Origin of the sequence: Klebsiella quasipneumoniae subsp. quasipneumoniae, assembly GCF_020525925.1 — a bacterium.
Classification (GTDB): Bacteria; Pseudomonadota; Gammaproteobacteria; order Enterobacterales; family Enterobacteriaceae; genus Klebsiella; species Klebsiella quasipneumoniae.
Window position 1 is genome coordinate 3341449 of record NZ_CP084876.1, and the last position, 20746, is coordinate 3362194.

General features: G+C 57.1%; 22 protein-coding genes. 10 read left to right on the forward strand and 12 right to left on the reverse strand.

The genetic code is table 11. The annotated features are described in order from the left end of the window. Positions 1-100 precede the first annotated feature (100 nt). Complete coding sequence (locus LGM20_RS16315) at positions 101-1039, reverse strand: DMT family transporter (RefSeq protein ID WP_044522006.1); 939 nt, start codon at positions 1037-1039, stop codon at positions 101-103. Between the two features lie 164 nt (positions 1040-1203). Beyond that, positions 1204-1377, reverse strand: coding sequence for a con-10 family general stress protein (locus LGM20_RS16320; RefSeq protein ID WP_002898708.1), 174 nt, complete (start codon positions 1375-1377; stop codon positions 1204-1206). Between the two features lie 435 nt (positions 1378-1812). Between LGM20_RS16320 and wrbA the strand changes: the two genes are divergently transcribed. Next, a complete protein-coding gene (gene wrbA, locus LGM20_RS16325; RefSeq protein ID WP_002898704.1) occupies positions 1813-2409 on the forward strand; it encodes an NAD(P)H:quinone oxidoreductase in 597 nt (198 codons plus the stop codon). Between the two features lie 20 nt (positions 2410-2429). Then, entirely contained in the window at positions 2430-2657 is a 228-nt protein-coding gene (locus LGM20_RS16330) for a YccJ family protein (RefSeq protein ID WP_008805934.1), read from the forward strand. A gap of 66 nt (positions 2658-2723) precedes the next feature. Here LGM20_RS16330 and agp read toward each other — a convergent pair whose 3' ends face one another. Continuing rightward, the gene (gene agp / locus LGM20_RS16335) at positions 2724-3971 is read right to left on the reverse strand and encodes a bifunctional glucose-1-phosphatase/inositol phosphatase (protein WP_044522004.1); all 1248 of its coding nucleotides are present in this window, start codon (positions 3969-3971) and stop codon (positions 2724-2726) included. A gap of 152 nt (positions 3972-4123) precedes the next feature. Between agp and LGM20_RS16340 the strand changes: the two genes are divergently transcribed. Beyond that, positions 4124-4573, forward strand: coding sequence for a winged helix-turn-helix transcriptional regulator (locus LGM20_RS16340; RefSeq protein WP_023289093.1), 450 nt, complete (start codon positions 4124-4126; stop codon positions 4571-4573). 115 nt (positions 4574-4688) lie between these two features. Beyond that, complete coding sequence (locus tag LGM20_RS16345; RefSeq protein WP_044522002.1) at positions 4689-5477, forward strand: SDR family NAD(P)-dependent oxidoreductase; 789 nt, start codon at positions 4689-4691, stop codon at positions 5475-5477. A 1-nt stretch (position 5478) separates the two neighbouring features. Here LGM20_RS16345 and LGM20_RS16350 read toward each other — a convergent pair whose 3' ends face one another. Continuing rightward, complete coding sequence (locus tag LGM20_RS16350) at positions 5479-5700, reverse strand: hypothetical protein (RefSeq protein WP_023289090.1); 222 nt, start codon at positions 5698-5700, stop codon at positions 5479-5481. A gap of 255 nt (positions 5701-5955) precedes the next feature. Between LGM20_RS16350 and LGM20_RS16355 the strand changes: the two genes are divergently transcribed. Then, positions 5956-6078, forward strand: a complete 123-nt coding sequence (locus tag LGM20_RS16355) for a small membrane protein (RefSeq protein ID WP_002898600.1) — start codon at positions 5956-5958, stop codon at positions 6076-6078. Between the two features lie 118 nt (positions 6079-6196). Here the strand turns inward: LGM20_RS16355 and LGM20_RS16360 are convergent, their stop codons facing one another. From LGM20_RS16360 to LGM20_RS16365, 3 genes are all read right to left on the reverse strand, one after another. Then, complete coding sequence (locus LGM20_RS16360; RefSeq protein WP_044522001.1) at positions 6197-7588, reverse strand: APC family permease; 1392 nt, start codon at positions 7586-7588, stop codon at positions 6197-6199. Continuing rightward, complete coding sequence (locus tag LGM20_RS26705) at positions 7578-7769, reverse strand: YmjE family protein (RefSeq protein ID WP_071787205.1); 192 nt, start codon at positions 7767-7769, stop codon at positions 7578-7580. The genes LGM20_RS16360 and LGM20_RS26705 overlap by 11 nt, the downstream gene beginning before the upstream one ends. Before the next feature lie 172 nt (positions 7770-7941). Continuing rightward, positions 7942-9363 carry a glutamine synthetase family protein gene (locus LGM20_RS16365; RefSeq protein WP_002898595.1) on the reverse strand — a complete coding sequence of 474 codons (1422 nt, stop codon included), beginning with the start codon at positions 9361-9363 and terminating at the stop codon, positions 7942-7944. A gap of 225 nt (positions 9364-9588) precedes the next feature. Here LGM20_RS16365 and puuD point away from each other — a divergent pair, with 225 nt between their 5' ends. The 4 genes from puuD to LGM20_RS16385 all read left to right on the forward strand — a co-directional run bounded on the left by puuD (position 9589) and on the right by LGM20_RS16385 (position 14015). Next, complete coding sequence (gene puuD, locus LGM20_RS16370; protein ID WP_072199196.1) at positions 9589-10341, forward strand: gamma-glutamyl-gamma-aminobutyrate hydrolase; 753 nt, start codon at positions 9589-9591, stop codon at positions 10339-10341. A gap of 25 nt (positions 10342-10366) precedes the next feature. Continuing rightward, positions 10367-10924, forward strand: a complete 558-nt coding sequence (gene puuR, locus LGM20_RS16375; RefSeq protein ID WP_002898590.1) for an HTH-type transcriptional regulator PuuR — start codon at positions 10367-10369, stop codon at positions 10922-10924. A gap of 320 nt (positions 10925-11244) precedes the next feature. Then, on the forward strand, positions 11245-12732 hold the full coding sequence (gene puuC, locus LGM20_RS16380) for an aldehyde dehydrogenase PuuC (RefSeq protein WP_032455303.1): 1488 nt from the start codon (positions 11245-11247) through the stop codon (positions 12730-12732). Between the two features lie 2 nt (positions 12733-12734). Further along, a complete protein-coding gene (locus LGM20_RS16385; protein WP_023289085.1) occupies positions 12735-14015 on the forward strand; it encodes an NAD(P)/FAD-dependent oxidoreductase in 1281 nt (426 codons plus the stop codon). Here the strand turns inward: LGM20_RS16385 and LGM20_RS16390 are convergent. Then, the gene (locus LGM20_RS16390; protein ID WP_072096457.1) at positions 14012-14974 is read right to left on the reverse strand and encodes a LysR substrate-binding domain-containing protein; all 963 of its coding nucleotides are present in this window, start codon (positions 14972-14974) and stop codon (positions 14012-14014) included. The genes LGM20_RS16385 and LGM20_RS16390 overlap by 4 nt on opposite strands. Positions 14975-15056: 82 nt before the next feature. Here LGM20_RS16390 and LGM20_RS16395 point away from each other — a divergent pair, with 82 nt between their 5' ends. Then, a complete protein-coding gene (locus LGM20_RS16395) occupies positions 15057-16190 on the forward strand; it encodes a tartrate dehydrogenase (protein WP_044521999.1) in 1134 nt (377 codons plus the stop codon). A gap of 21 nt (positions 16191-16211) precedes the next feature. Here the strand turns inward: LGM20_RS16395 and LGM20_RS16400 are convergent, their stop codons facing one another. From LGM20_RS16400 to LGM20_RS16415, 4 genes are all read right to left on the reverse strand, one after another. Further along, positions 16212-17039: an IclR family transcriptional regulator gene (locus LGM20_RS16400; protein WP_023289082.1), complete on the reverse strand. Its 828-nt coding sequence runs from the start codon at positions 17037-17039 to the stop codon at positions 16212-16214. Next, complete coding sequence (locus LGM20_RS16405) at positions 17026-17889, reverse strand: IclR family transcriptional regulator (protein ID WP_142375647.1); 864 nt, start codon at positions 17887-17889, stop codon at positions 17026-17028. Before LGM20_RS16405 ends, LGM20_RS16400 begins: the two co-directional genes overlap by 14 nt. Positions 17890-17913: 24 nt before the next feature. Then, entirely contained in the window at positions 17914-18669 is a 756-nt protein-coding gene (locus tag LGM20_RS16410; RefSeq protein ID WP_023289080.1) for an SDR family NAD(P)-dependent oxidoreductase, read from the reverse strand. An 85-nt stretch (positions 18670-18754) separates the two neighbouring features. Continuing rightward, entirely contained in the window at positions 18755-20491 is a 1737-nt protein-coding gene (locus tag LGM20_RS16415) for an FAD-dependent oxidoreductase (RefSeq protein ID WP_044521992.1), read from the reverse strand. Positions 20492-20746 lie beyond the last annotated feature (255 nt).

Below are 20746 nucleotides of genomic sequence, written 5' to 3' on the forward strand. Positions count from 1 at the left end.
ATCGCCCGGCGGCGCCGTTGCTTGCCGGGCCTACAGACAATCAGAGCCGGACGAGTAGGCCAGCCAGGATAAGCGCCGCTGTAGGATCAGAAGCGTAAAATTACGGCTCGCGACGATCGGCCAGATCCGGGAGCGGTTGCGCATCGTTATTCGTTGACATCTGCGGCGGCGGTTTGCGCTTCCACTTCAGCTCGCTCACCAGCACGCCCGCGAGGATAAAGACGCAGCCGAGGAGGGCCAGCAGCGGCAGACGCTCACCGGCCAACCGGCCAAAAATACCGGCCCACACCGGTTCGCCGGTATAGATCAGCGTGGCCCGCGTCGGCGAGACGCTGCGCTGCGCCCAGTTCATGGTCACCTGAATGATCGCGCTGAAAATGCCCAGCCCCAGCGCCACGCCGAGCAGCGCCGGCGTCAACGGCGGCACTGACTCACCGGCCGGCTTCATGGCGGCGAAAGCCACCAGCGACGCGGTCGCCAGCTGCACCACCGTCACCCGCCGAACATCCACTTTCCCGGCCCAGGCGCTGATAAGGATAATCTCCGCGGCAATCGCCAGCGCGCTCGCCAGCGTGATCATCTCCCCCACGCCAAGCGCCAGCAGATTGTTTTCCGGCCCGGCCAGCAGGATCAAACCGATAAAGGCCAGCACAATCCCCACGCAGGACATCACCCCCGGCATACGACCCAGGCACAGCCACTGCAGCAGCGGCACCAGCGGCACATACATCGCCGTGATAAAGGCAGACTTACTGCTGGAGATCGACTGCAGTCCCCAGGTCTGCAGCCCATACCCCAGCGCAATCGCCACGCCAATCGCCACCCCCGCCTTCACCTCCAGCCATGTCATACCGCGCAGGGTGCGCAGCGAGAGCAGACCCACCGCCAGCGCGGCGGTCGCGAAACGCAGGCCGACAAAAAACAGCGGCCCGCTGAGGCTGACCGCATACTGCACGGCAAGGAAGGTCCCTCCCCAGAACATGGTGATCATGATAAGGAGCGCTTCCTGGCGGCTAACGGAGAATTTTAACGAAGACATAAAACAGCCATGACGATTAACGGGCGACCAGTGTGCAATCGGCCCGGCGGGAGCGCAACCTCCGACAGTTAAAAAAAAACCGCCGGCTGATGCCGGCGGCGAGGGCGATGCGGTTGGGTCGGGGAGATTAACACCGCATCAAAGAGAACAGTGCGAGTCGCGCGTTAACTCTCACGACTACCGTGACTGTTTTTACCCCCTTTTTTACCAGCCTCTGAGGCGCGCTGAGGGTCATTTTTAAAATTCCCCCCGCTATGCTGGCCACCTTTACGTCCTGCTTCTGATGCTCTTTCACGGTCTTCAGCAAAGTTGCCAGAACCGCCACGATGGTTTGCCATTACTGACCTCCATTAGGTTAGACATCATAGTGCATTACGCGGGAGCGGCGACGCCGCTGTCCTGCCGCGTATCTATAAGGTTAGTGAATGACTGCCGCTGACGATGGCAAATGTCACATTCAGAAACAAAGCCTGGCGAAAAAAATCCCCTCGCGCCGCGTGATGGCGCTAACCTCCTCTGCTGACGAAGAAAAAATAGTTAGCGAAAATGTATCCTGATGCTACATCCTCGCCGCACCGGCCAGAATGGCGGAGGCATCGCTTCCCGCTTCTCCGCCGCTCAGGCCGCGCTGCGCAAGGAAAAGTAAATAATGCTTTGTCATTTTGTTATAAATCAAATAAATGCCCGTTGGATTTGCACTCTTCGGCAGAGGCTTTATCTTTAAAGGTACCAGCTATTTGGCTGGCTTATAATGCAACCGAGGAGTGATGGAAATGGCTAAAATTCTGGTGCTTTATTATTCCATGTATGGACACATTGAAACCATGGCTCATGCCGTCGCCGATGGGGCGAACCGGGTGGACGGCGTTGAGGTGGTTGTGAAGCGTGTGCCGGAAACCATGCAGGCAGAAGCGTTTGCCAAAGCAGGCGGTAAAACGCAAAACGCGCCTGTCGCTACGCCGCAGGAACTGGCTGAGTATGACGCCATCATCTTTGGTACCCCGACTCGTTTCGGCAATATGTCCGGACAAATGCGCACCTTCCTCGATCAGACCGGCGGCCTGTGGGCATCCGGCGCGCTGTATGGCAAGATCGCCAGCGTATTCAGCTCAACCGGCACCGGCGGCGGCCAGGAACAAACCATTACCTCCACCTGGACGACGCTGGCCCACCACGGCATGATCATCGTGCCGATCGGCTACGGCGCCCAGGAGCTGTTCGATATCTCCCAGGTCCGCGGCGGGACGCCTTATGGCGCAACCACTATTGCCGGCGGCGACGGCTCGCGTCAGCCAAGCGAGGAAGAGTTAGCCATCGCCCGCTATCAGGGTGAACATGTCGCCAAACTGGCCGTTAAACTGCACGGCTAATCTTCCGCAGGAGGAGCACTATGCCAACTCAAGAAGCAAAAGCACATCGCGTCGGCGAATGGGCAAGTTTACGTAACACCTCGCCGGAGATCGCCGAGGCGATTTTCGAAGTCGCCCACTATGATGAAAAACTGGCGGAGCAAATCTGGGAGGAAGGCAGCGACGAAGTGCTGGCGCTGGCCTTTGCCAAAACCGATAAAGATGCGCTGTTCTGGGGTGAACAGACGATTGAGCGTAAAAACGTCTAGGACGTTTATCCCTGCCGAGTCTCACCCTAACCTGCTAAAAAACCCGGATTGCTCCGGGTTTTTTCGTTATTTCGCCGCCTCGTTGATCACCTTTTTAAAGGTCTCCAGCGGACAGAAACCCTGGTCATCGACCGGGCAGCCGTTAAGCGCCAGCGTGACCCGCTGCGGCGGGGTCTGCAACGTCAATGGGTCGGCATTACGCAGCTGCTCGGTGCTCTGGTAGACATACTCAATCTTCATCAGATCGCGGTTGCTGCCGCTGTCGTGCCAGCGTTGAAACAGCAGTTTGCCGCCGATAGGCGTGCGCTCATACTGGCCGGGCAGTTGATAGGGCTTAAAGTCCAGCGCCGTCAGCAGCGAGGCAATATTCGAGTCGTGTCCCACCAGCAGCGTGACTTTCGCCTTGCTGGCCCCCTCGCCCACCAGCGCGTTATCGATATAGTTGACCAGCGGCTTGGCCACGTTTTGCGCCACCGCCACCGAAGTAAACAGACTATCCTGATAGCCGTTTTTCAGCTTCGACAGCACCTGCCACTGCTTATCGCTGGTGATCTCCCCCCACGCCACCTGGTCTTTGGGGAAGCCTTCATAATATTGCAGGGTGAAGGCGTCCACCAGCGAGTTGCCCACCTTCAGCGGCCCGGACACCCCCGGCTCCTGCTGATAACCGGCGCTAAAGGTATCTTTACCCTCGCTCAGGGAACAGACCTGCTTCTCTTTGCAGGAGGGCGAGTTGCGGTAATCGATCATCGTCTCCAGCAGCTTGTAACTCTCGGTCAACTGCATCCCCTGGCGCTCTTTTTCCATCGCCTGCAGCGCTTTCTCACGAAACGCCGGGGAGTCGTCGGTGATAACCGGGTTGAAGGTCGGGTCCATGGTGCCCATCTGCGGCTGATGATGCACCGCAATGCCGCAGCCCGGGAACGCGCCGGTGATAAAGAACTGCGCGGTGGCGACGGTGCGCTGCAGGCTGTTAGCGTAGGCGTAAACAGCGTTTTCCGGCGGGCACTCGCCGCTGGTCACCAGCTTCTGCTGCGCCAGCCATTCGCGCATATAGTGGCCCATATACACCTCCAGCACGCCACCCTTGGTGGTCAGCTGGCCGCCCGGCACATCCCATTGCGGCCAGGCTTTGGCGGTGGACTGCTCCAGCACGCTACCGTTATTGGCCAGCGGCGCGCGCAGGTTGTGACGACTCATGATCAGCACCTGCTGCAGCTGATACCCCTCCGGGGCGGCCGTGTCCTGCGCCAGAGCGCCGGCGGATAACATGACCGCGCCGGCTACGGCGGCGGCGAGTAGACGTTTTTTCATCCCTTCATCCTTAGTCATTTATTATCATCGGGTTAATTGTGACGGATTTATGCCATTTTTCCTGGCATTCGCTCGCAAACTTAGACCGCCGCCGAAAATTTCCTCTGCCGACCAAATAGTTTTATAATGAAACAACTAACCCGGAGGCTTTCGTGAAACGTACCCGTCTTGAAAACAGCTGCTGTCCTGTCGCCCGCTCCCTCGACGTTATCGGTGACTGGTGGTCGCTGCTTATCGTCCGCGATGCCCTGCGCGGGGCGTGCCGTTTTAGTGAATTCCAGAAAAACCTCGGCATTGCCAAAAATATGCTCGCCGGACGCCTGAAAATGCTGGTGGATGAAGGCATCCTGCGTCTGCAGCCGGCCTCCGACGGCAGCGCCTGGCAGGAGTACGTCCTGACGGATAAGGGCCGCGCCCTGCAGACCGTGCTGGTCGCCCTTTCCCAGTGGGCGGATGACTATCTGTTCGATCCTGACGAACCGGCAACCCGGCTTATTGACCGCCAGCAGCGCCAGCCCCTGCGTAAACTGGTCCTGCAGGCGGCGGATGGCCGTGAGCTGGCCCCAGCGGATATCACCATCGCCGTTCCGCTGAACGACTAATCGCTGCCCGCGGCAGGCAAAAATAAAAAAAGCCCGGCAAAATGGTTGCATTATTAAACCAAGTATCTCATCCTGAATTTGGTTTAATAATGCAACCTTTTAAGAGGCAATACTCATGTCCCAGTCATCGCACACTGCTTTTATCACCGGCGCTTCCTCAGGTATCGGCGCGATCTATGCCGAACGACTCGCCGCTCGCGGCTACGATCTGATCCTCGCCGCCCGCCGTGAAGATCGGCTGCAGGCGCTCGCCGGGCAGCTGCAGGCGCGCTACGCCATCCGGGCCAGCATCGTCAAGGCCGACCTGAGCGAGGAGCAAGGCATTGAAGCCGTGGAGCAGCGTCTGCAGCACGATCCCGCCATTGACCTGTTCATCAACAACGCCGGCACGGCAAAAATGGCGGGCTTTCTCGCCAGTACGCCGCGCGAGCACCAGGCGATTCATACGCTCAACACCACCGCGCTCCTGCGCCTGAGCTATGCCGCGCTGGCCGCTTTTGCTCCCCGGGGCCGCGGAACGCTGATCAATATTGCCTCTATTCTTGCGCTGCATACGCTGCCGGGCAGCGCGGTCTACAGCGCCAGCAAAGCCTGGGTGTTGAGCTTTACCCGTGGCCTGCAGGATGAGTTTGCCGACAGCGGCGTGCGTATTCAGGCGGTATTGCCGGCGGCGACCGCCACCGATCTGTGGCCGACCTCCGGCGTGGCGCTGGACGCCCTGCCCACCGGTACGGTCATGACCACCGAGGATCTGGTTGACGCCGCCCTCAGAGGACTGGAGATGGGGGAAAAGGTCACCTTACCGCCCGTGCATGACCTGGGATTGTGGGAGGCTTTCGAGCAGACGCGACTGGCGCTGTTTACCAGCGCGCGAACCGGGCAACCAGCGCCGCGATATCGCTAACTCACTCCGGCAGTGGAACCGCCGCCAGGGTACAGATCGCCTCGTGCTCACCGCCGCGGCGATCGGTGATCACCACCTTATCGCCCGCTTTTTTACCTTCACACGGTTTCAGGACCTGCTCCACGATCCGCTCGCGGATCGCCTGACGTTCATTTTCAGCCTGACTGGCGAAGGCCGTCAGCGCCAGCGCCACGCCCAGCAGGCTGAGGGTTTTCTTATACATGTCTTGCTCTCAGATCATTCTAATTCGCGGTCAGCGTAACCCGCTGCTGGCCGCACTTCTGTAAAATCACTTAACGGAGTGTTACGCCCTTTCAGCTGAAACCCAGACTGTCACATTCCTGCGGGAAATATTTTATCACAACCCCTGCGGCGGATATTCCCGCGATGAGGCGTCATCTTTCAGACATATCCCGATGTTATCTTCAACTGAGCCCTGTATCTTTTTCCCTTTCTAAACAGAATTTTAGGTTGGTCTATGTCGGGTCTTATTCTCTTTATCGTCGCGGTGGCGCTGCTGGGCGTCGCCATCTACAGTCTGGTGTCGTACCTCAAAGAACGGCGCGCCAGTCAGTTACCTGTCCATAAAAAGAAGAAATAATACCTTCCGTTCTCCGCCGTTTTCTGCTGATTTCTTTACCATCCTGTACTGTCCCTTACCGATGCCATAACAAAGGCAGGACTGCGGGCCTGCCTTTGTTCGGTTTCTGCGTCAGGCTCTAGGACTCCCAGGCCTGCTCCGCCTTGGCGGCATCGAACTGCGGCGGCGGTTTACGGAAGCGTCGGGTCAGATAAGCCAGATACACCAGACCAAGCGCCGCCCACACCAGACCGAGCGTCAGGGAAGTGGCCTCGAGGTTGATCCACAGCACCCCTACCGTCAACGCCCCGACCATCGGCAGCAGCAGATAGTGCAGTCGATCCTTCCAGGTTTTGTTGTACCCTTTGCGCCGCCAGAAGTGGTTGAACACCGACAGGTTAACGAAGGTGAAGGCCACCAGCGCGCCGAAGTTAATCAACGCGGTGGCGGTCACCAGGTCGAAGAACAGCGCCGACAGCGCGACAATACCCACCATAATCACGTTCAACGCCGGGGTGCGCCATTTCGGATGCACATAGCCGAAAATGCGCTCCGGGAAGACGTTATCGCGGCCCATCACGTACAGCAGCCGGGAGACGCTGGCATGGGACGCCAGGCCGGACGCCAGGGTGTTAACAAAGGTGGTGCAGAGGAAAATTGACTGGAACAGCTTGCCGCCCACGTACAACGCAATCTCCGGCAGCGCGGCGTCCGGGTCTTTAAAGCGATGAATATCCGGGAAAAACAGCTGCATAAAGAACGACGCGACGATGAAAATAATGCCGCCGTACATCGCGGTGAGAAAAATCGCCTTCGGGATCACCCGTGCGGCGTCAGGCGTCTCTTCCGACAGCGTGGTCACCGCGTCGAAGCCGAGAAACGAAAAGCAGACGATGGTCGCCCCGGTAATAATCGGGATCAGATGCGCATTCTGGCTGATAAACGGCTGCAGCGACCAGACGGTCCCTACCCCCTCGCCTTTGTGCAGCCCCTGGACCACCAGAATGACAAACACCACCATAATCGAGATCTGCACCAGCACGAACAGGGTGTTGAAGTTGGCCACCAGGTTAACGCTTTTCAGGTTCGCGGCGGTCAGAATGGCGACAAAGGTCACCACCCACACCCATGGCGGCACTTCCGGGAACAGCGCCGAGAGATAGATCTTCGCCAGCAGGACGTTGATCATCGGCAGGAACAGATAATCCAGCAGCGACGACCAGCCGACCATAAAACCGACGTGCGGACTGATGGATTTTTGCGCGTAGGTGTAGGCAGAGCCGGCTTCCGGGAACTGGCGCACCAGTTTGCCGTAGCTGATGGCGGTGAACAGCACGCCAGCCAGCGCCAGCAAATACGACGCCGGGACGTGGCCGTTGCTGATGCCGGAGACAATGCCGAAGGTATCAAACACCGTCATCGGCGTCAGATAGGCGAGCCCCATCATCACCACTTGCCAGAGTTTGAGGGATTTACGCAGACGCGGTCTGCCCGCCTGAGCGGCGTTATGCGCAGGAAGATTAATTGCCATCGACCATTCCCCCCTTGCGGATAACAGTTTGCGGGCACAACGTTCGCGTGACAAACCTGCTTAGCAAGGGGGTAAGGCATAAATAAAAGGGTAAGACGGACCGGTGAGCGGTTGCTGGCTGGCATCCAATGCGGCCTGAGCGGCCTCCCTCTCCCTGCGGATATTTGAACATCTGCATCATCTCATTTCCTCGTCACACACTGTGTCGTTAACTGAAGCCCCGTTGCCGCCTGCGCTCCTTAACGCGACATCCGGGAAATGGCTGGGCTCCCAGCAAAAAGGACGACCAGGCTCCGCTCAGGCCGTATGATGCTACTCATGACTCAACTCATGCGCCCCTCGCGGGGCGACCATCAGGCGTTTTTCAACATCCACTCAATTTCAGTTTCTGTGATAAGACGCTCAAACTGCAATAATTCATCATGCTTGCAGGCATGGAAAACGTGGCAGAAACGCTCGCCGAGACGCTCACGCAGGTGATCGTTCTGCATAAACTCCCACAGCGCGTCGCTCTGACGGATCGGGAACGGCAGCCCTTCTTGTTCCAGGCCGTTACCTTCCACCTCTTCCTGCAAAGGCAGCTGAGGGTTATCCAGCCCGTGCAGGATACCGGCGAAAATCGCCGCCATCACCAGATACGGGTTGGCGTCCGCTCCCGCCACGCGATACTCCACGCGGTGGTTCTGCCGTTCTCCGCACGGGATCCGCAGCGCCACGGTACGGTTGTTATGGCCCCAGGAAGCCTGCGTCGGGACATACATCCCCGGCTGGAAGCGGCGATACGAGTTCACGTTCGGCGCCAGCAGCGCCATCGAGGCCGGCATCAGATCGATCATCCCGGCCAGCGCGCGTTTGAGCAGCGCGGAGTCTTCCCCGTCGCCGTCCACCAGCACGTTTTCCCCTTTATTGTTCAGCATGCTGATGTGGATATGCATCCCGCTGCCCGCATGCTCTTCATAAGGCTTGGCCATAAAAGTGGCGTGCATCTTATGCTTCTCCGCCATTAAACGCACGAGACGTTTTAACGCCAGCGCATCATCGCAGGCATCCAGCACGTTATCGGTATGGTGGAGATTGATTTCAAACTGGCCCGGCGAGGCTTCGGCCACCGCGCCGTCGGCGGGGATCAGCTGCAGTTTCGCCAGCTCGTCGATGTCGTTGAGCACGTCGGCAAAGTGGTTCAGGTTATCGACCGAGTAGACCTGGCTCTGGGTGTTGCGATCGTCGGTGCCCGGCGCGCACGGCGGCTGCAGGTAGCCTTCGGCATCGCGTTTGCGGTCCAGTAAATAGAACTCCAGCTCTACCGCTACCACGGGGAACAGCCCGCGCTGGCGCAGCTGCTGCCAGAGGCGGTTGAGTACGTTCCGCGGCTCAACGTCAAAGGGAGCGCCATCTTCATCAACCATAGTCAGCTGTACCTGGGCTATCGACTGCGGATCGGCCGCTGAAGGCGTTAAGGTACCGGGCACCGGGATGCAGCTGCGATCCGGCTCGCCCATCTCCTGGCCCAGACCGGCCTCTTCCACGACGTTGCCGAGAATATCCATCGCAAACACCGAGGCCGGAAAATAACAGCCTTTCTCCAGCTTGCTCAGGCCGGCAACGGGGATGCGCTTGCCGCGGAAGCAGCCGTTCAGATCAGTGAGGAGGACATCGACATATTGGGTATCAGGGTAGGTTTCGAGGTAGCGCTTCACTTCTTTCGCGAACGCGCTGACCCGTCTCTCTTCCGTTTGCTGAACAAAATTCTCAACTTCTACGATATTGGTTTCCATGATTCACCGCCGTTGGTTTGGTTTCGGTCCTGCACTCAGGCCGTTAAATATAATGTCCACCCCATCGACTGTGTATGCAAATAAATTGTTTGTCAAATGTTAAATTAAGTTTGCAAAGGGCTATTTCCACTGCTAGATTGAGAAAATATTGAACGATATGGCCGTTAAACCCGCTATAGCGGTCATAATTTAGTCCACTTTGTGAGGGCGATCATGGAAAATATAATGTACAAGCCAGTTATTGGCGTCGTGATGTGTAGAAACAGGCTTAAGGGTCACCAGACCCAGACCTTGCAAGAAAAGTACCTGAATGCAATTGTTAACGCCGGCGGACTGCCGATCGCCCTGCCGCATGCGCTGGCGGAGCCGGAGCTGCTGAACGCGTTAGTCGATAAACTGGACGGGATATACCTGCCAGGCAGCCCCAGTAACGTGCAGCCGCACCTTTATGGTGAAAACGGCGATGAGCCTGACGCCGACCCCGGGCGTGATCTTCTGAGCATGGCGCTGATTAACGCCGCACTCGAAAGGCGCATCCCCATTTTCGCCATCTGTCGTGGACTGCAGGAACTGGTTGTCGCCACCGGTGGGACTCTGTATCGTCGTCTGTTCGAGCAGCCTGAGCTGCTGGAGCATCGCGAAGATCCTGAACTGCCCGTCGAGCAGCAGTATGCCCCGTCCCATCAGGTTGAGGTTCAGGAAGGAGGATTGCTGTCGCAATTGATACCGGGCTGCAACACGTTTTGGGTAAACTCGCTACACGGACAAGGGGCAAAAACCCTGAGTCCGCAGCTGCGCGTGGAGGCGCGAGCGCCGGATGGACTGGTGGAAGCGGTCAGCGTGAACGATCACCCTTTCGCGCTGGGCGTACAGTGGCATCCTGAATGGAACAGTAGCGAATACGCCCTGTCGCGTATGTTGTTTGATGGTTTTATCACCGCCTGTCAGGGCCATCATGCTGAAAAGCGGCGGCGCTGACCACTACCGTTAAGGAAATGCAAATATGAGCGATGACGGACTGGCGCCAGGGAAACGTCTGTCAGAGATCCGCCAACAGCTGGGTCTCTCGCAGCGTCGTGCCGCCGAACTGTCTGGGTTAACACATAGTGCCATCAGCACCATAGAGCAGGACAAAGTCAGTCCCGCCATCAGTACGCTGCAAAAGCTGCTGAAAGTCTATGGGCTGTCGCTCTCGGAATTCTTTTCTGAACCCGAAAAGCCGGACGAACCCCAGGTGGTCATTAATCAGGATGACCTTATCGAAATGGGCAGTCAGGGCGTTTCCATGAAGCTGGTTCATAACGGAAATCCGAACCGTACGCTGGCGATGATTTTTGAAACTTACCAGCCTGGAACCACGACCGGGGAGAGGATTAAGCATCAGGGTGAGGAGATAGGCACCATACTGGAGGGGGAGATCGTGCTGACCATTAACGGTCAGTCGTACCACCTGGTGGCTGGACAGAGCTATGCCATTAACACCGGCATCCCGCACAGCTTCAGCAACACCTCGGCAGGCATCTGCCGCATCATCAGTGCCCACACCCCCACCACATTCTGAATAGTTAGCCTGAACGAGGTTCAGGCTTTCTTCAGACCTGCGACGGCGGAAATTTTATTTTCGTCGCCGCGAAAAACTCGCCGTCATAACGTTTGTGCCGGAAGGGAATCCTATTTCCTGCTGGCCCTGAAATAATTAACGCCGTGAATGGCGACTCGTCCCTGAATTATTCGGCATGCAGACAACCTGCCGAAATTTAGGGCAATAAAACGGTATTCAACTCCGGGGATTCACGATGCCCTGCGCCTGGCGCAGCGCCCCCGTGCAGCCTGAAAACGCCGAAATGATTAATTTGCCGATAATGTTTTTAAGGAGTCATGATGAATTTTCAGCACCTGGCTTACTGGCAGGAAAAAGCGAAAAGCCTGGCCATTGAAACACGATTATTTATTAACGGCGAATATTGCGCCGCGGTCGATAATACCACCTTTGAAACCATTGACCCTGCCGCGCAGCAAACATTAGCCCATGTCGCCCGCGGCAAAAAAGCCGACGTCGAGCTGGCGGTGAAGGCCGCGCGCCGGGTCTTTGATAACGGCGACTGGTCACAGGCCGCCCCCGCGCAGCGTAAAGCGGTTCTCACACGCTTCGCCGATCTGATGGAGGCCCACCGCGAAGAGCTGGCGCTTCTGGAAACGCTGGATACCGGCAAACCGATTCGCCACAGCCTGCGCGACGATATTCCCGGCGCCGCCCGCGCCATCCGCTGGTATGCCGAAGCGCTGGATAAAGTCTATGGCGAAGTGGCCCCCACCGGCAGCAACGAGCTGGCGATGATCGTCCGCGAACCGATTGGCGTCATCGCCGCGGTGGTGCCATGGAACTTCCCGCTGCTGCTGGCCTGCTGGAAGCTCGGTCCGGCGTTGGCGGCAGGCAACAGCGTGATCCTTAAGCCGTCGGAAAAATCGCCGCTCACCGCCCTGCGCCTCGCCGGGCTGGCGAAAGAGGCTGGCCTGCCGGACGGCGTGCTGAACGTGGTCAGCGGCTTTGGTCACGAGGCCGGACAGGCGCTCGCCCTGCATCCTGACGTGGAGGTCATTACTTTTACCGGCTCCACCCGCACCGGCAAGCAGCTGCTGAAAGACGCCGGCGACAGCAATATGAAGCGCGTGTGGCTGGAAGCGGGCGGCAAGAGCGCCAACATCGTCTTCGCCGACTGCCCGGATCTGCAAAAAGCGGTCAGCGCCACCGCCGGCGGCATCTTCTACAACCAGGGCCAGGTGTGCATCGCCGGCACCCGCCTGCTGCTGGAGGAGAGCATCGCCGACGAGTTCCTGGCGCGACTGAAAACCGAAGCGCAACACTGGCAGCCGGGCAACCCACTCGACCCAAACACCACCATGGGCATGCTGATTGACAACACCCATGCCGACAGCGTGCACAGTTTTATTCGCGGCGGCGAAAGTAAAAGCACGCTGTTCCTCGATGGGCGGAAAAATCCATGGCCAGCCGCCGTCGGCCCGACCATTTTCATTGACGTCGACCCGGCTTCCACCCTCAGCCGGGAAGAGATCTTCGGCCCGGTGCTGGTGGTGACGCGATTCAAAAGCGAAGACGAGGCGCTGCGGCTTGCCAACGACAGCGACTACGGCCTCGGCGCCGCGGTATGGACTCGCGATCTCTCACGCGCCCACCGCATGAGCCGCCGCCTGAAGGCCGGTTCGGTCTTCGTCAACAACTATAACGATGGTGATATGACCGTCCCCTTCGGCGGTTACAAACAGAGCGGCAACGGGCGCGATAAGTCGCTGCACGCCCTGGAAAAATTCACCGAACTGAAAACCATCTGGATTGCCCTGGAGTCTTAATCATGACCGAACATACCACCAGCTATTACGCCGCCAGCGCCAACAAATATGAACCCTTTCCGACGCTGGACGAATCGATAAGCTGCGACGTCTGCGTCGTCGGCGGCGGCTACACCGGCCTCTCCTCTGCCCTGCATCTTGCCGAAATGGGCTACGACGTGGTGGTGCTGGAAGGGGCGCGCATCGGCTTCGGCGCCAGCGGCCGCAACGGCGGTCAGCTGGTTAACTCCTACAGCCGCGATATCGACGTGATTGAAAAAAACTACGGCCCGGATGCGGCGAAAATGCTCGGCAGCATGATGTTCGAAGGCGGCGATATTATCCGCGAACGCATCCAGCGCTATCAGATCCAGTGCGATTACCGACCGGGCGGCCTGTTCGTGGCGATGAACCATAAACAGCTGGAGACGCTGGAAGAACAGAAAGCCAACTGGGAGCGCTACGGCAACACGCAGCTGGAGCTGCTGGACAGAGAGGCGATTCGTCGCGAAGTGGACAGCGACCGCTACGTCGGCGCCCTGCTCGACCACAGCGGCGGCCATATTCACCCGCTCAACCTCGCCATCGGCGAAGCGGACGCTATTCGCCTGAACGGCGGCCGGGTGTATGAGCAGTCGCCGGTCACCCGCATCCAGCACACCAGCCCGGCAGTGGTCAGCACCGCCCGCGGCCAGGTCACTGCCCGCTATGTGATCGTCGCCGGCAACGCCTATCTCGGTGACAAACTGGAGCCGGAGCTGGCGAAGCGCAGCATGCCGTGCGGCACCCAGGTGGTCACCACCGCGCCGCTGTCGGAGGAGGTCGCCCGCTCGCTGATCCCGAAAAACTACTGTGTGGAAGACTGTAACTACCTGCTGGACTACTACCGTCTGACCGGCGATAACCGCCTGCTGTACGGCGGCGGCGTGGTCTACGGCGCCCGCGACCCGGACGATGTGGAGCGGCTGATTATGCCAAAGCTGCTGAAAACCTTCCCACAGCTGCAGGGGGTGAAGATTGACTACCGCTGGACGGGCAACTTCCTGCTGACCTTGTCGCGGATGCCGCAGTTTGGTCGCCTGGATAGCAACATCTACTACATGCAGGGCTACAGCGGGCATGGGGTCACCTGTACCCACCTCGCCGGACGATTGATTTCGGAACTGCTGCGCGGCGACGCCGAACGTTTCGACGCCTTTGCCAAACTGCCGCACTACCCGTTCCCGGGCGGCCGCAGCCTGCGTATCCCCTTTACCGCGATGGGCGCCGCCTACTACAGCCTGCGCGACCGCCTTGGGGTTTAATCGTCTTTGCCGACGGCCCTGGCCGTCGGCTCATGCTGCGGATAGTGTTGCTGGAAATAGTGGCGCAGAAACTCCACGGTGGTGCGAATTTTAGCCGACGTCGCCAGGCGGGAGACGTAAACCGCCCAGACGTTGGCCGGTTGCCAGTAGTCCGGCAGCACCTGCACCAGATGCCCGCTGGCGATATTCTCCCTGACGTCCCACCACGAACGGAGCGCAATCCCCTGCCCGTCCAGACACCACTGATGAACAATTTCGCCATGGTTGGACGACAGCGGCCCGGTCACTTTGATGGCGTGCTGGCCCTCTTTGCTATGCAGCTGCCAGACGCCGAACGGATGATCCCGCTCTTTAATCACCAGGCACGGCAGAGCCGCCAGATCGCTCAGCTGTTTCGGCGGCGCATGGCGGGCGAGGAACTGCGGCGACGCGCAGAGTACGCGGTGATTGCGCGCCAGCTGGCGGGCAATCAGATTCGGCGCGATATCGTCGCCGAGGCGAATATCGAGATCCACCCCTTCATTGACTAAATCCACCAGTCGGTCCTGAACATCAAAACGCAGCTCCAGCTGCGGGTACTGAAGCGCCAGCGCCGACAGCGCGGGGGCCACCACCCGGCGACCAAAGCCGAAGCTGCTGATAATCCGCAGCGTTCCCTGCGGCACCTGACGCACGTCGGAGAGCTCGTCCATCATCTCATCGACATCCTGCAGAATGCGCTGCGCCCACTCGTAGATCCGCTCTCCCTCTTCGGTAATGGTGACCCGGCGGGTGGTCCGGTGCAGCAACATCACATTCAGGGTTTGCTCCAGCAGCGAAACCCGCTTGCTGACAAAAGCCGGCGATACGCCCAGCTCCTCAGCGGCGGCGGCAAACCCGGCCCGGCGGGCGACCAGCATAAAAACGCGTAAATCATTCAGCAGCGGCAGATTATTCATGATCTGTGTTTTATGTTTCACCAGTTAGCGTGATTAATTATGAATCAGTCAATTATAGGATAAGCAGGTGGTCAAACATCATCGCTAAAAAGTGAGAACCGGAATGAAAAAAACCTGTCGTATTGCCGCCATCCCGGGTGACGGAATTGGCAAAGAAGTCCTGCCTGAAGGGATCCGCGTACTGAAAGCCGCCGCGCAGCGGTGGGATCTGGCGCTGAGCTTCGAGCAGATGGAGTGGGCAAGCTGCGAATATTATGCTCATCACGGTAAGATGATGCCGGACGACTGGCGCGAGCAGTTACAGGGGTTCGACGCCATCTACTTTGGCGCCGTCGGCTGGCCGGATACCGTCCCGGATCATATCTCGCTGTGGGGGTCGCTGCTGAAGTTCCGCCGCGAGTTCGATCAGTACGTCAACCTGCGCCCGGTGCGCCTGTTCCCCGGCGTCCCCTGCCCGCTGGCGGGGAAAAAGGCTGGCGATATCGATTTCTACGTGGTGCGCGAGAACACCGAAGGCGAATATTCCGCTCTGGGCGGGCGTGCCAATGAAGGTACCGAGCATGAAGTGGTGATTCAGGAGTCGATCTTTACCCGCCGGGGCGTTGACCGTATCCTGCGCTACGCCTTCGAGCTGGCGCAAAGCCGCCCGCGCAAAACGCTGACCTCGGCGACGAAATCCAACGGGCTGGCCATCAGCATGCCCTACTGGGATGAGCGGGTGGAGGAGATGGCCAAAAACTATCCCGAGATCCGCTGGGACAAGCAGCATATCGATATTCTCTGCGCCCGCTTCGTGCTGCAGCCGGAGCGGTTTGACGTGGTCGTCGGCTCCAATCTGTTCGGTGATATTCTCTCCGATCTTGGCCCGGCCTGCACCGGTACCATTGGTATTGCGCCATCGGCCAATCTCAACCCGGAGCGCACCTTCCCGTCGCTGTTCGAGCCGGTCCACGGTTCAGCGCCGGATATCTACGGTAAAAATATCGCCAATCCGATCGCCACCATATGGGCCGGGGCGATGATGCTTGATTTTCTCGGGAACGGCGATGCGCGCTATCACGCTGCGCACAACGGCATCCTGGCGGCAATTGAGCAGACGATCGCCAGTGGGCCGAAGACGCCGGATATGCAGGGCTCTGCCTCCACCCAACAGGTAGGAGACGCGGTTTGCCTGGCTGTGCTGAGTGAAGTCGTTCCAATGACGGCCAGGAAAACCAGCTCGAGTAGCGACCATTGATGCGAGGCACACTAGAGATACTCAACGCGTTGAGGTAACCGCTAAATCACCAGTGGGATAATCAATCCGTAGCCCCAGCGCTGCCGACAGGCAGTATGCATGATGGCGCAACACTTGTTGGGCTGCACCGCCGGGGCTCACATCAATGACCCCACTCTCATCAAACAAGGTCAACGCGTAAGCTATTGAACCACTGAGATCAAAAACCGGCGCGCTCACGGAACTCAATCCTGGCGCAGGAACATTTTGCTTGAAGTCGCACCCGGCCTGACGAACAGCCTCTAACTTCGCAAAGAATGCCGCCATAGCCGTTTTCGGCGCCGCACGGTGCTCACGTCGCCAATACTCCGCCTCCCATGCCTCGCGAACGATCTCCTCTGGCATCCAGGCGGAAAATACCTGACCAATGGAGGTCTGCTCCAGCGACATCACCGACCCGATTCGAATTTCCGGATATACGCTATAACGACTCTCTTCAACGCGCACGACCGTTGGTCCCATGTTCCCCCAAACGCTCAGGGCAGCACTATGTCCGCATTCCAGGTTTAAGATCTTCAACGTATGTTCAGCGGTATCGTAAGGACGGTGTAAATGCAGAGCCAGCATTCCTAACTGCTGTGACAGTTCGCCGGGCAGATAAAGCCCTCGTGCATCATCCTTTGTCACCAGTCCACTACGTACCAGGCTTATAAGATACGGGAAAGCCCGTGCCGGACTCATACCTACAGCCTGGGCAATCTTTTTTAGCGGCACACCACCCTGTTGGCCTGTGAGGAACTCTAACATCAAGGCGGCAGTTTCAACCGACTGCACTCCACGCGAGTTCTTATCATTATCAACGTGATTCATAAGCGATCTCATTGCATGAAAGGGAGGCGGCGAGCGCTTGAAGAGCATTGCTCACCATCGTTAAGCGCTCACCTATCAAATCATGAGCGGCCGCAAACGCGCTGATCGTCAGGGTAAGCGAGTTGTCAGCCGCAAACACCGGGACAGCAAGGCTGGTAATTGATGCCAACGGATAAGACTGTGCAATCGATATTTTGTCTCTCCTGATGGCGGCCAATTGTTGCTGAAAAGCCGGGGAGAGATAATCATCCAGCTTATCGCGCGTAAACATCTGCTGGTTAATTACCTCGGTACACTGTTCGCGATCGTGATAAGCGGCGAAAAGTTTTCCTGTCGCTGTCTGGGTCAGAGAAAGTACGCTTCCCAGGCGAAAACCAATATTCATCACTGCACCATGCTCACGATAGTCAATGACCAGCGGGCCAAAACGTCCCCACACAGAAAGAAACATATTGACGTTTAAACGCTGTCCCAACGCTGCAATATGAGCAATAGCCTCTTCCACTACCGACTGGCTATGTAGGGCTGCGACGCCTAAACGGAGGGCTAGTGCCCCTGGTTCAAATTTCTGACTTTGTGGGTCACGCTTAAGCAGACCCACGCGCGTCATGCTTACCAGATAGTTATGAATTTGCGCAGAAGTTGTCCCTGCCCGCTCAGCTATTTCGCTGAGCGTTAAGGGACGGGAATGGTCCACCAGTACTCGTAAAATTTGCCCGGCGATTTCCACGCTCTGGATCCCACGCGATTCTGATTTCATAGCACTTACCGCTGATGTCAGGTTGTTATGAAGCGGTACTTTATCTTGGGCATCAGGTGCTAACAATATGTTTTGGGATGCTTCACTCACCAGCCTCAACGCAACGGTAATCCATCAGCTCACCAGATATCCTCCGTCTACAGGCAATATCACACCGGTCACATAGCTGGCAGCAGACGAAGCGAGAAAAGTCGCAGGGCCAATAAGTTCATCAGGTTGCGCGGCACGCTTCATCGGCACGTGCTGCAAAAAACGCTGCATAACCTCTTCATTATCCCTTGTACTTGCCGACATTTCTGTCGCGATCATTCCCGGAGCAATGGCGTTTACACGTATATTATCCGTCGCCAGTTCCGCAGCAAGCGTCCGGGTTAACTGCGCCAGCGCGCCTTTAGAGATGGCATAGGTGGGTGAGGTTGGTGCGGCGACAAAGGACTGGATAGAAGCAATATTAATAATATTTCCACGCCGTCTTTTTAAGGCAGGTAAAAATGCACGGGTCATATTAAAAGGACCATGAACATTCACGGCGAGCGTGACGGCAAAGGCCTCGTAAACAGATGCCGATGCAAAGGGGATCCGCTTCAACAGTCCTGCATTATTGATTAATACATCGATATCCCCTACCTCCTCAGCAAGCTGCAGACATCCTTCGATCTGGCTAACGTCAAGCCGGTACGCACTGGCTAATCGCCCTTCTGCTCTAAATGTATCTGCTAAACGCTGCACACCTTTGTCATCGACATCGACCAATATGACTTCTGCCCCAGCATCCGACATCCCGCGCGCTAAGGCGGCGCCATTACCTTTTGCCGCCCCGGTGATGAGTATTTTCTTACCGCTTAAATCAAATAATGGTGCAATTTGCATAATCGTGTTCTTCAACAAGAGTAATAACCCATCCTTCCGGATGCGTGAAAGAGCGCATCCGGAGGCAAGAAAAATAGTTAAAGCATCAGGATGCTTTTTTTATCGTCTCGGAGACTGAAGGGGTGCTGCAGTGAGCCAAATACTGACCCACGGCATATCCGAAAGTTAATGCCGGTCCCAGGGTAATACCTGCCCCCGGGTAATTACCGCCCATGATGCTAGTGGCATCGTTACCAATGGCGAACAGGCCGCGGATGGGCTTCTTCTGCTGATCCAGAACACGGTTATCCGCATCAACCGGGATACCGTTGTAGGTCCCGATATCACCAGGTAAAACCTTCACCGCATAAAAAGGCCCGCGCTCAATGGTATTGATGCAAGGATTAGGATTATGCAAAGCATCGCCCTGATAACGGTTATAGGCTTTTGAACCTTTACCAAAGATCGGATCCTGACCGTAGGCGGCATAACGGTTATATTCCTCCACCGTCGCCTTAAACTGTGCCACCTCAATGCCCGCTTTTTCCGCCAATGCTTCCAGCGTGCGCCCTTCAAGGAGATAGCCGGAGGTCAAATGGCGTTTCAACGGTAGCGGAAATGGCGCGACACATCCCAGCCCGTAGCGTCTGAGAGTTCGGCGATCGCAAACTAACCAGGCACAAACTTCACTTTTAGCATCCCTAACGTTGATCATTGCCTGCACGAAATCATGATAGGAGTTGGCTTCGTTAGTGAAACGGCGTCCCTGACGAGTCACCGCGATAACGCCAGGCTTTGCCCGATCAATAAAGTGTGGCATCACTCCCTGACCGCCGTCCGGTCGTCGGGTTAACGATATCGGTGCCCATGCGGCGGCGTTTGGCAAATGGCTATCGACTCTCCCACCGATATTTTCAAACATATTCAGGCTGTCGCCGGTATTGGTTTCGGCTGTCGGGCTCCAGTGTTCCTTCCCGGTTGGCGTATGGGGATAGTGTTCGCTTCGTCTCTTAATATCATGAGAAAAACCGCCGGCGGCCAGCACCACACCGCGCGATGCGTAGACCGTATATAACGATCCTTCTTTTTCTACCTTTGCGCCAATGACCGCCCCCTCTTTAAGGATCAACTCCCTGACGGGTGAATTCAGCCAGAGCGGCACATTCTTATCAAAGACCGATTTAGCTAATCTGCCCATCAGAGCATTACCGTTGGTTAAGGTCATGCCTCGTCCACAGGTCAACGTTTGCCAAAAATGTTTAGTTAAACGCTTCGTGGCGTAGATGGCGGACTCCAGCGAACGCGTCGCTTTCATAAAGTGGCGAATATCGTTGCCCGACCCAATCATCATGCCAAACACTGTCAATTCAGGTAGCGGAGGTTCCAATTGGGCCAAATGTTTCCCCAACTGACGAGCATCGAACGGCTTCGCCACCATGGAGCGTCCTCCCTGCGCTGCCCCGGGAGCTTCAGCATGGTAATCAGGGAAAGTGAGAGGCATTTCAAATTTGACTGCGGTATCCTGGCTAAAGAAGGCGGCGGCTTGCGGGCCATGACGCAAGAATGCATCCACTCGTTCTTCGTTATAGCTGGCACCCCCTTCATGCTTTAAGTAACGCTTCACCGACTCAATTGAATCAAGATGGCCCCAGGCTTTAGCCTGATCGCTGCCCGGGATCCATACCCACCCACCAGATCGGGCAGCAGTGCCACCGAAACGCGCTGCTTTTTCCACAATCAGTACATTCAGCCCCTGATGTGCCGCACTTACTGCCGCTGACATACCTGCCGCACCGCTACCGACCACCAGTACGTCGCAGTGAAACTCTTGCTCTTTAGTCATCGAATCCCCCTTTGTTTCTCGCCCACCCCGGACGGTCAATATGGATTTTCTTCGCAGGCAAACTAACGCTGAATTACATAATGATCAAACAATTTGTTATTGTGTAATTATAAATTTGCGATCGATGTTACAAAAATGTATAAAAAAACCACACCTTTCGGTGTGGTCTGAGGTAAGTGAGAGAGGAGTGACGGGGAATGAAATCACAGCAAAATTCATTGCAAATAAAATGGGCAGTGCAAAAAAAACGATAAA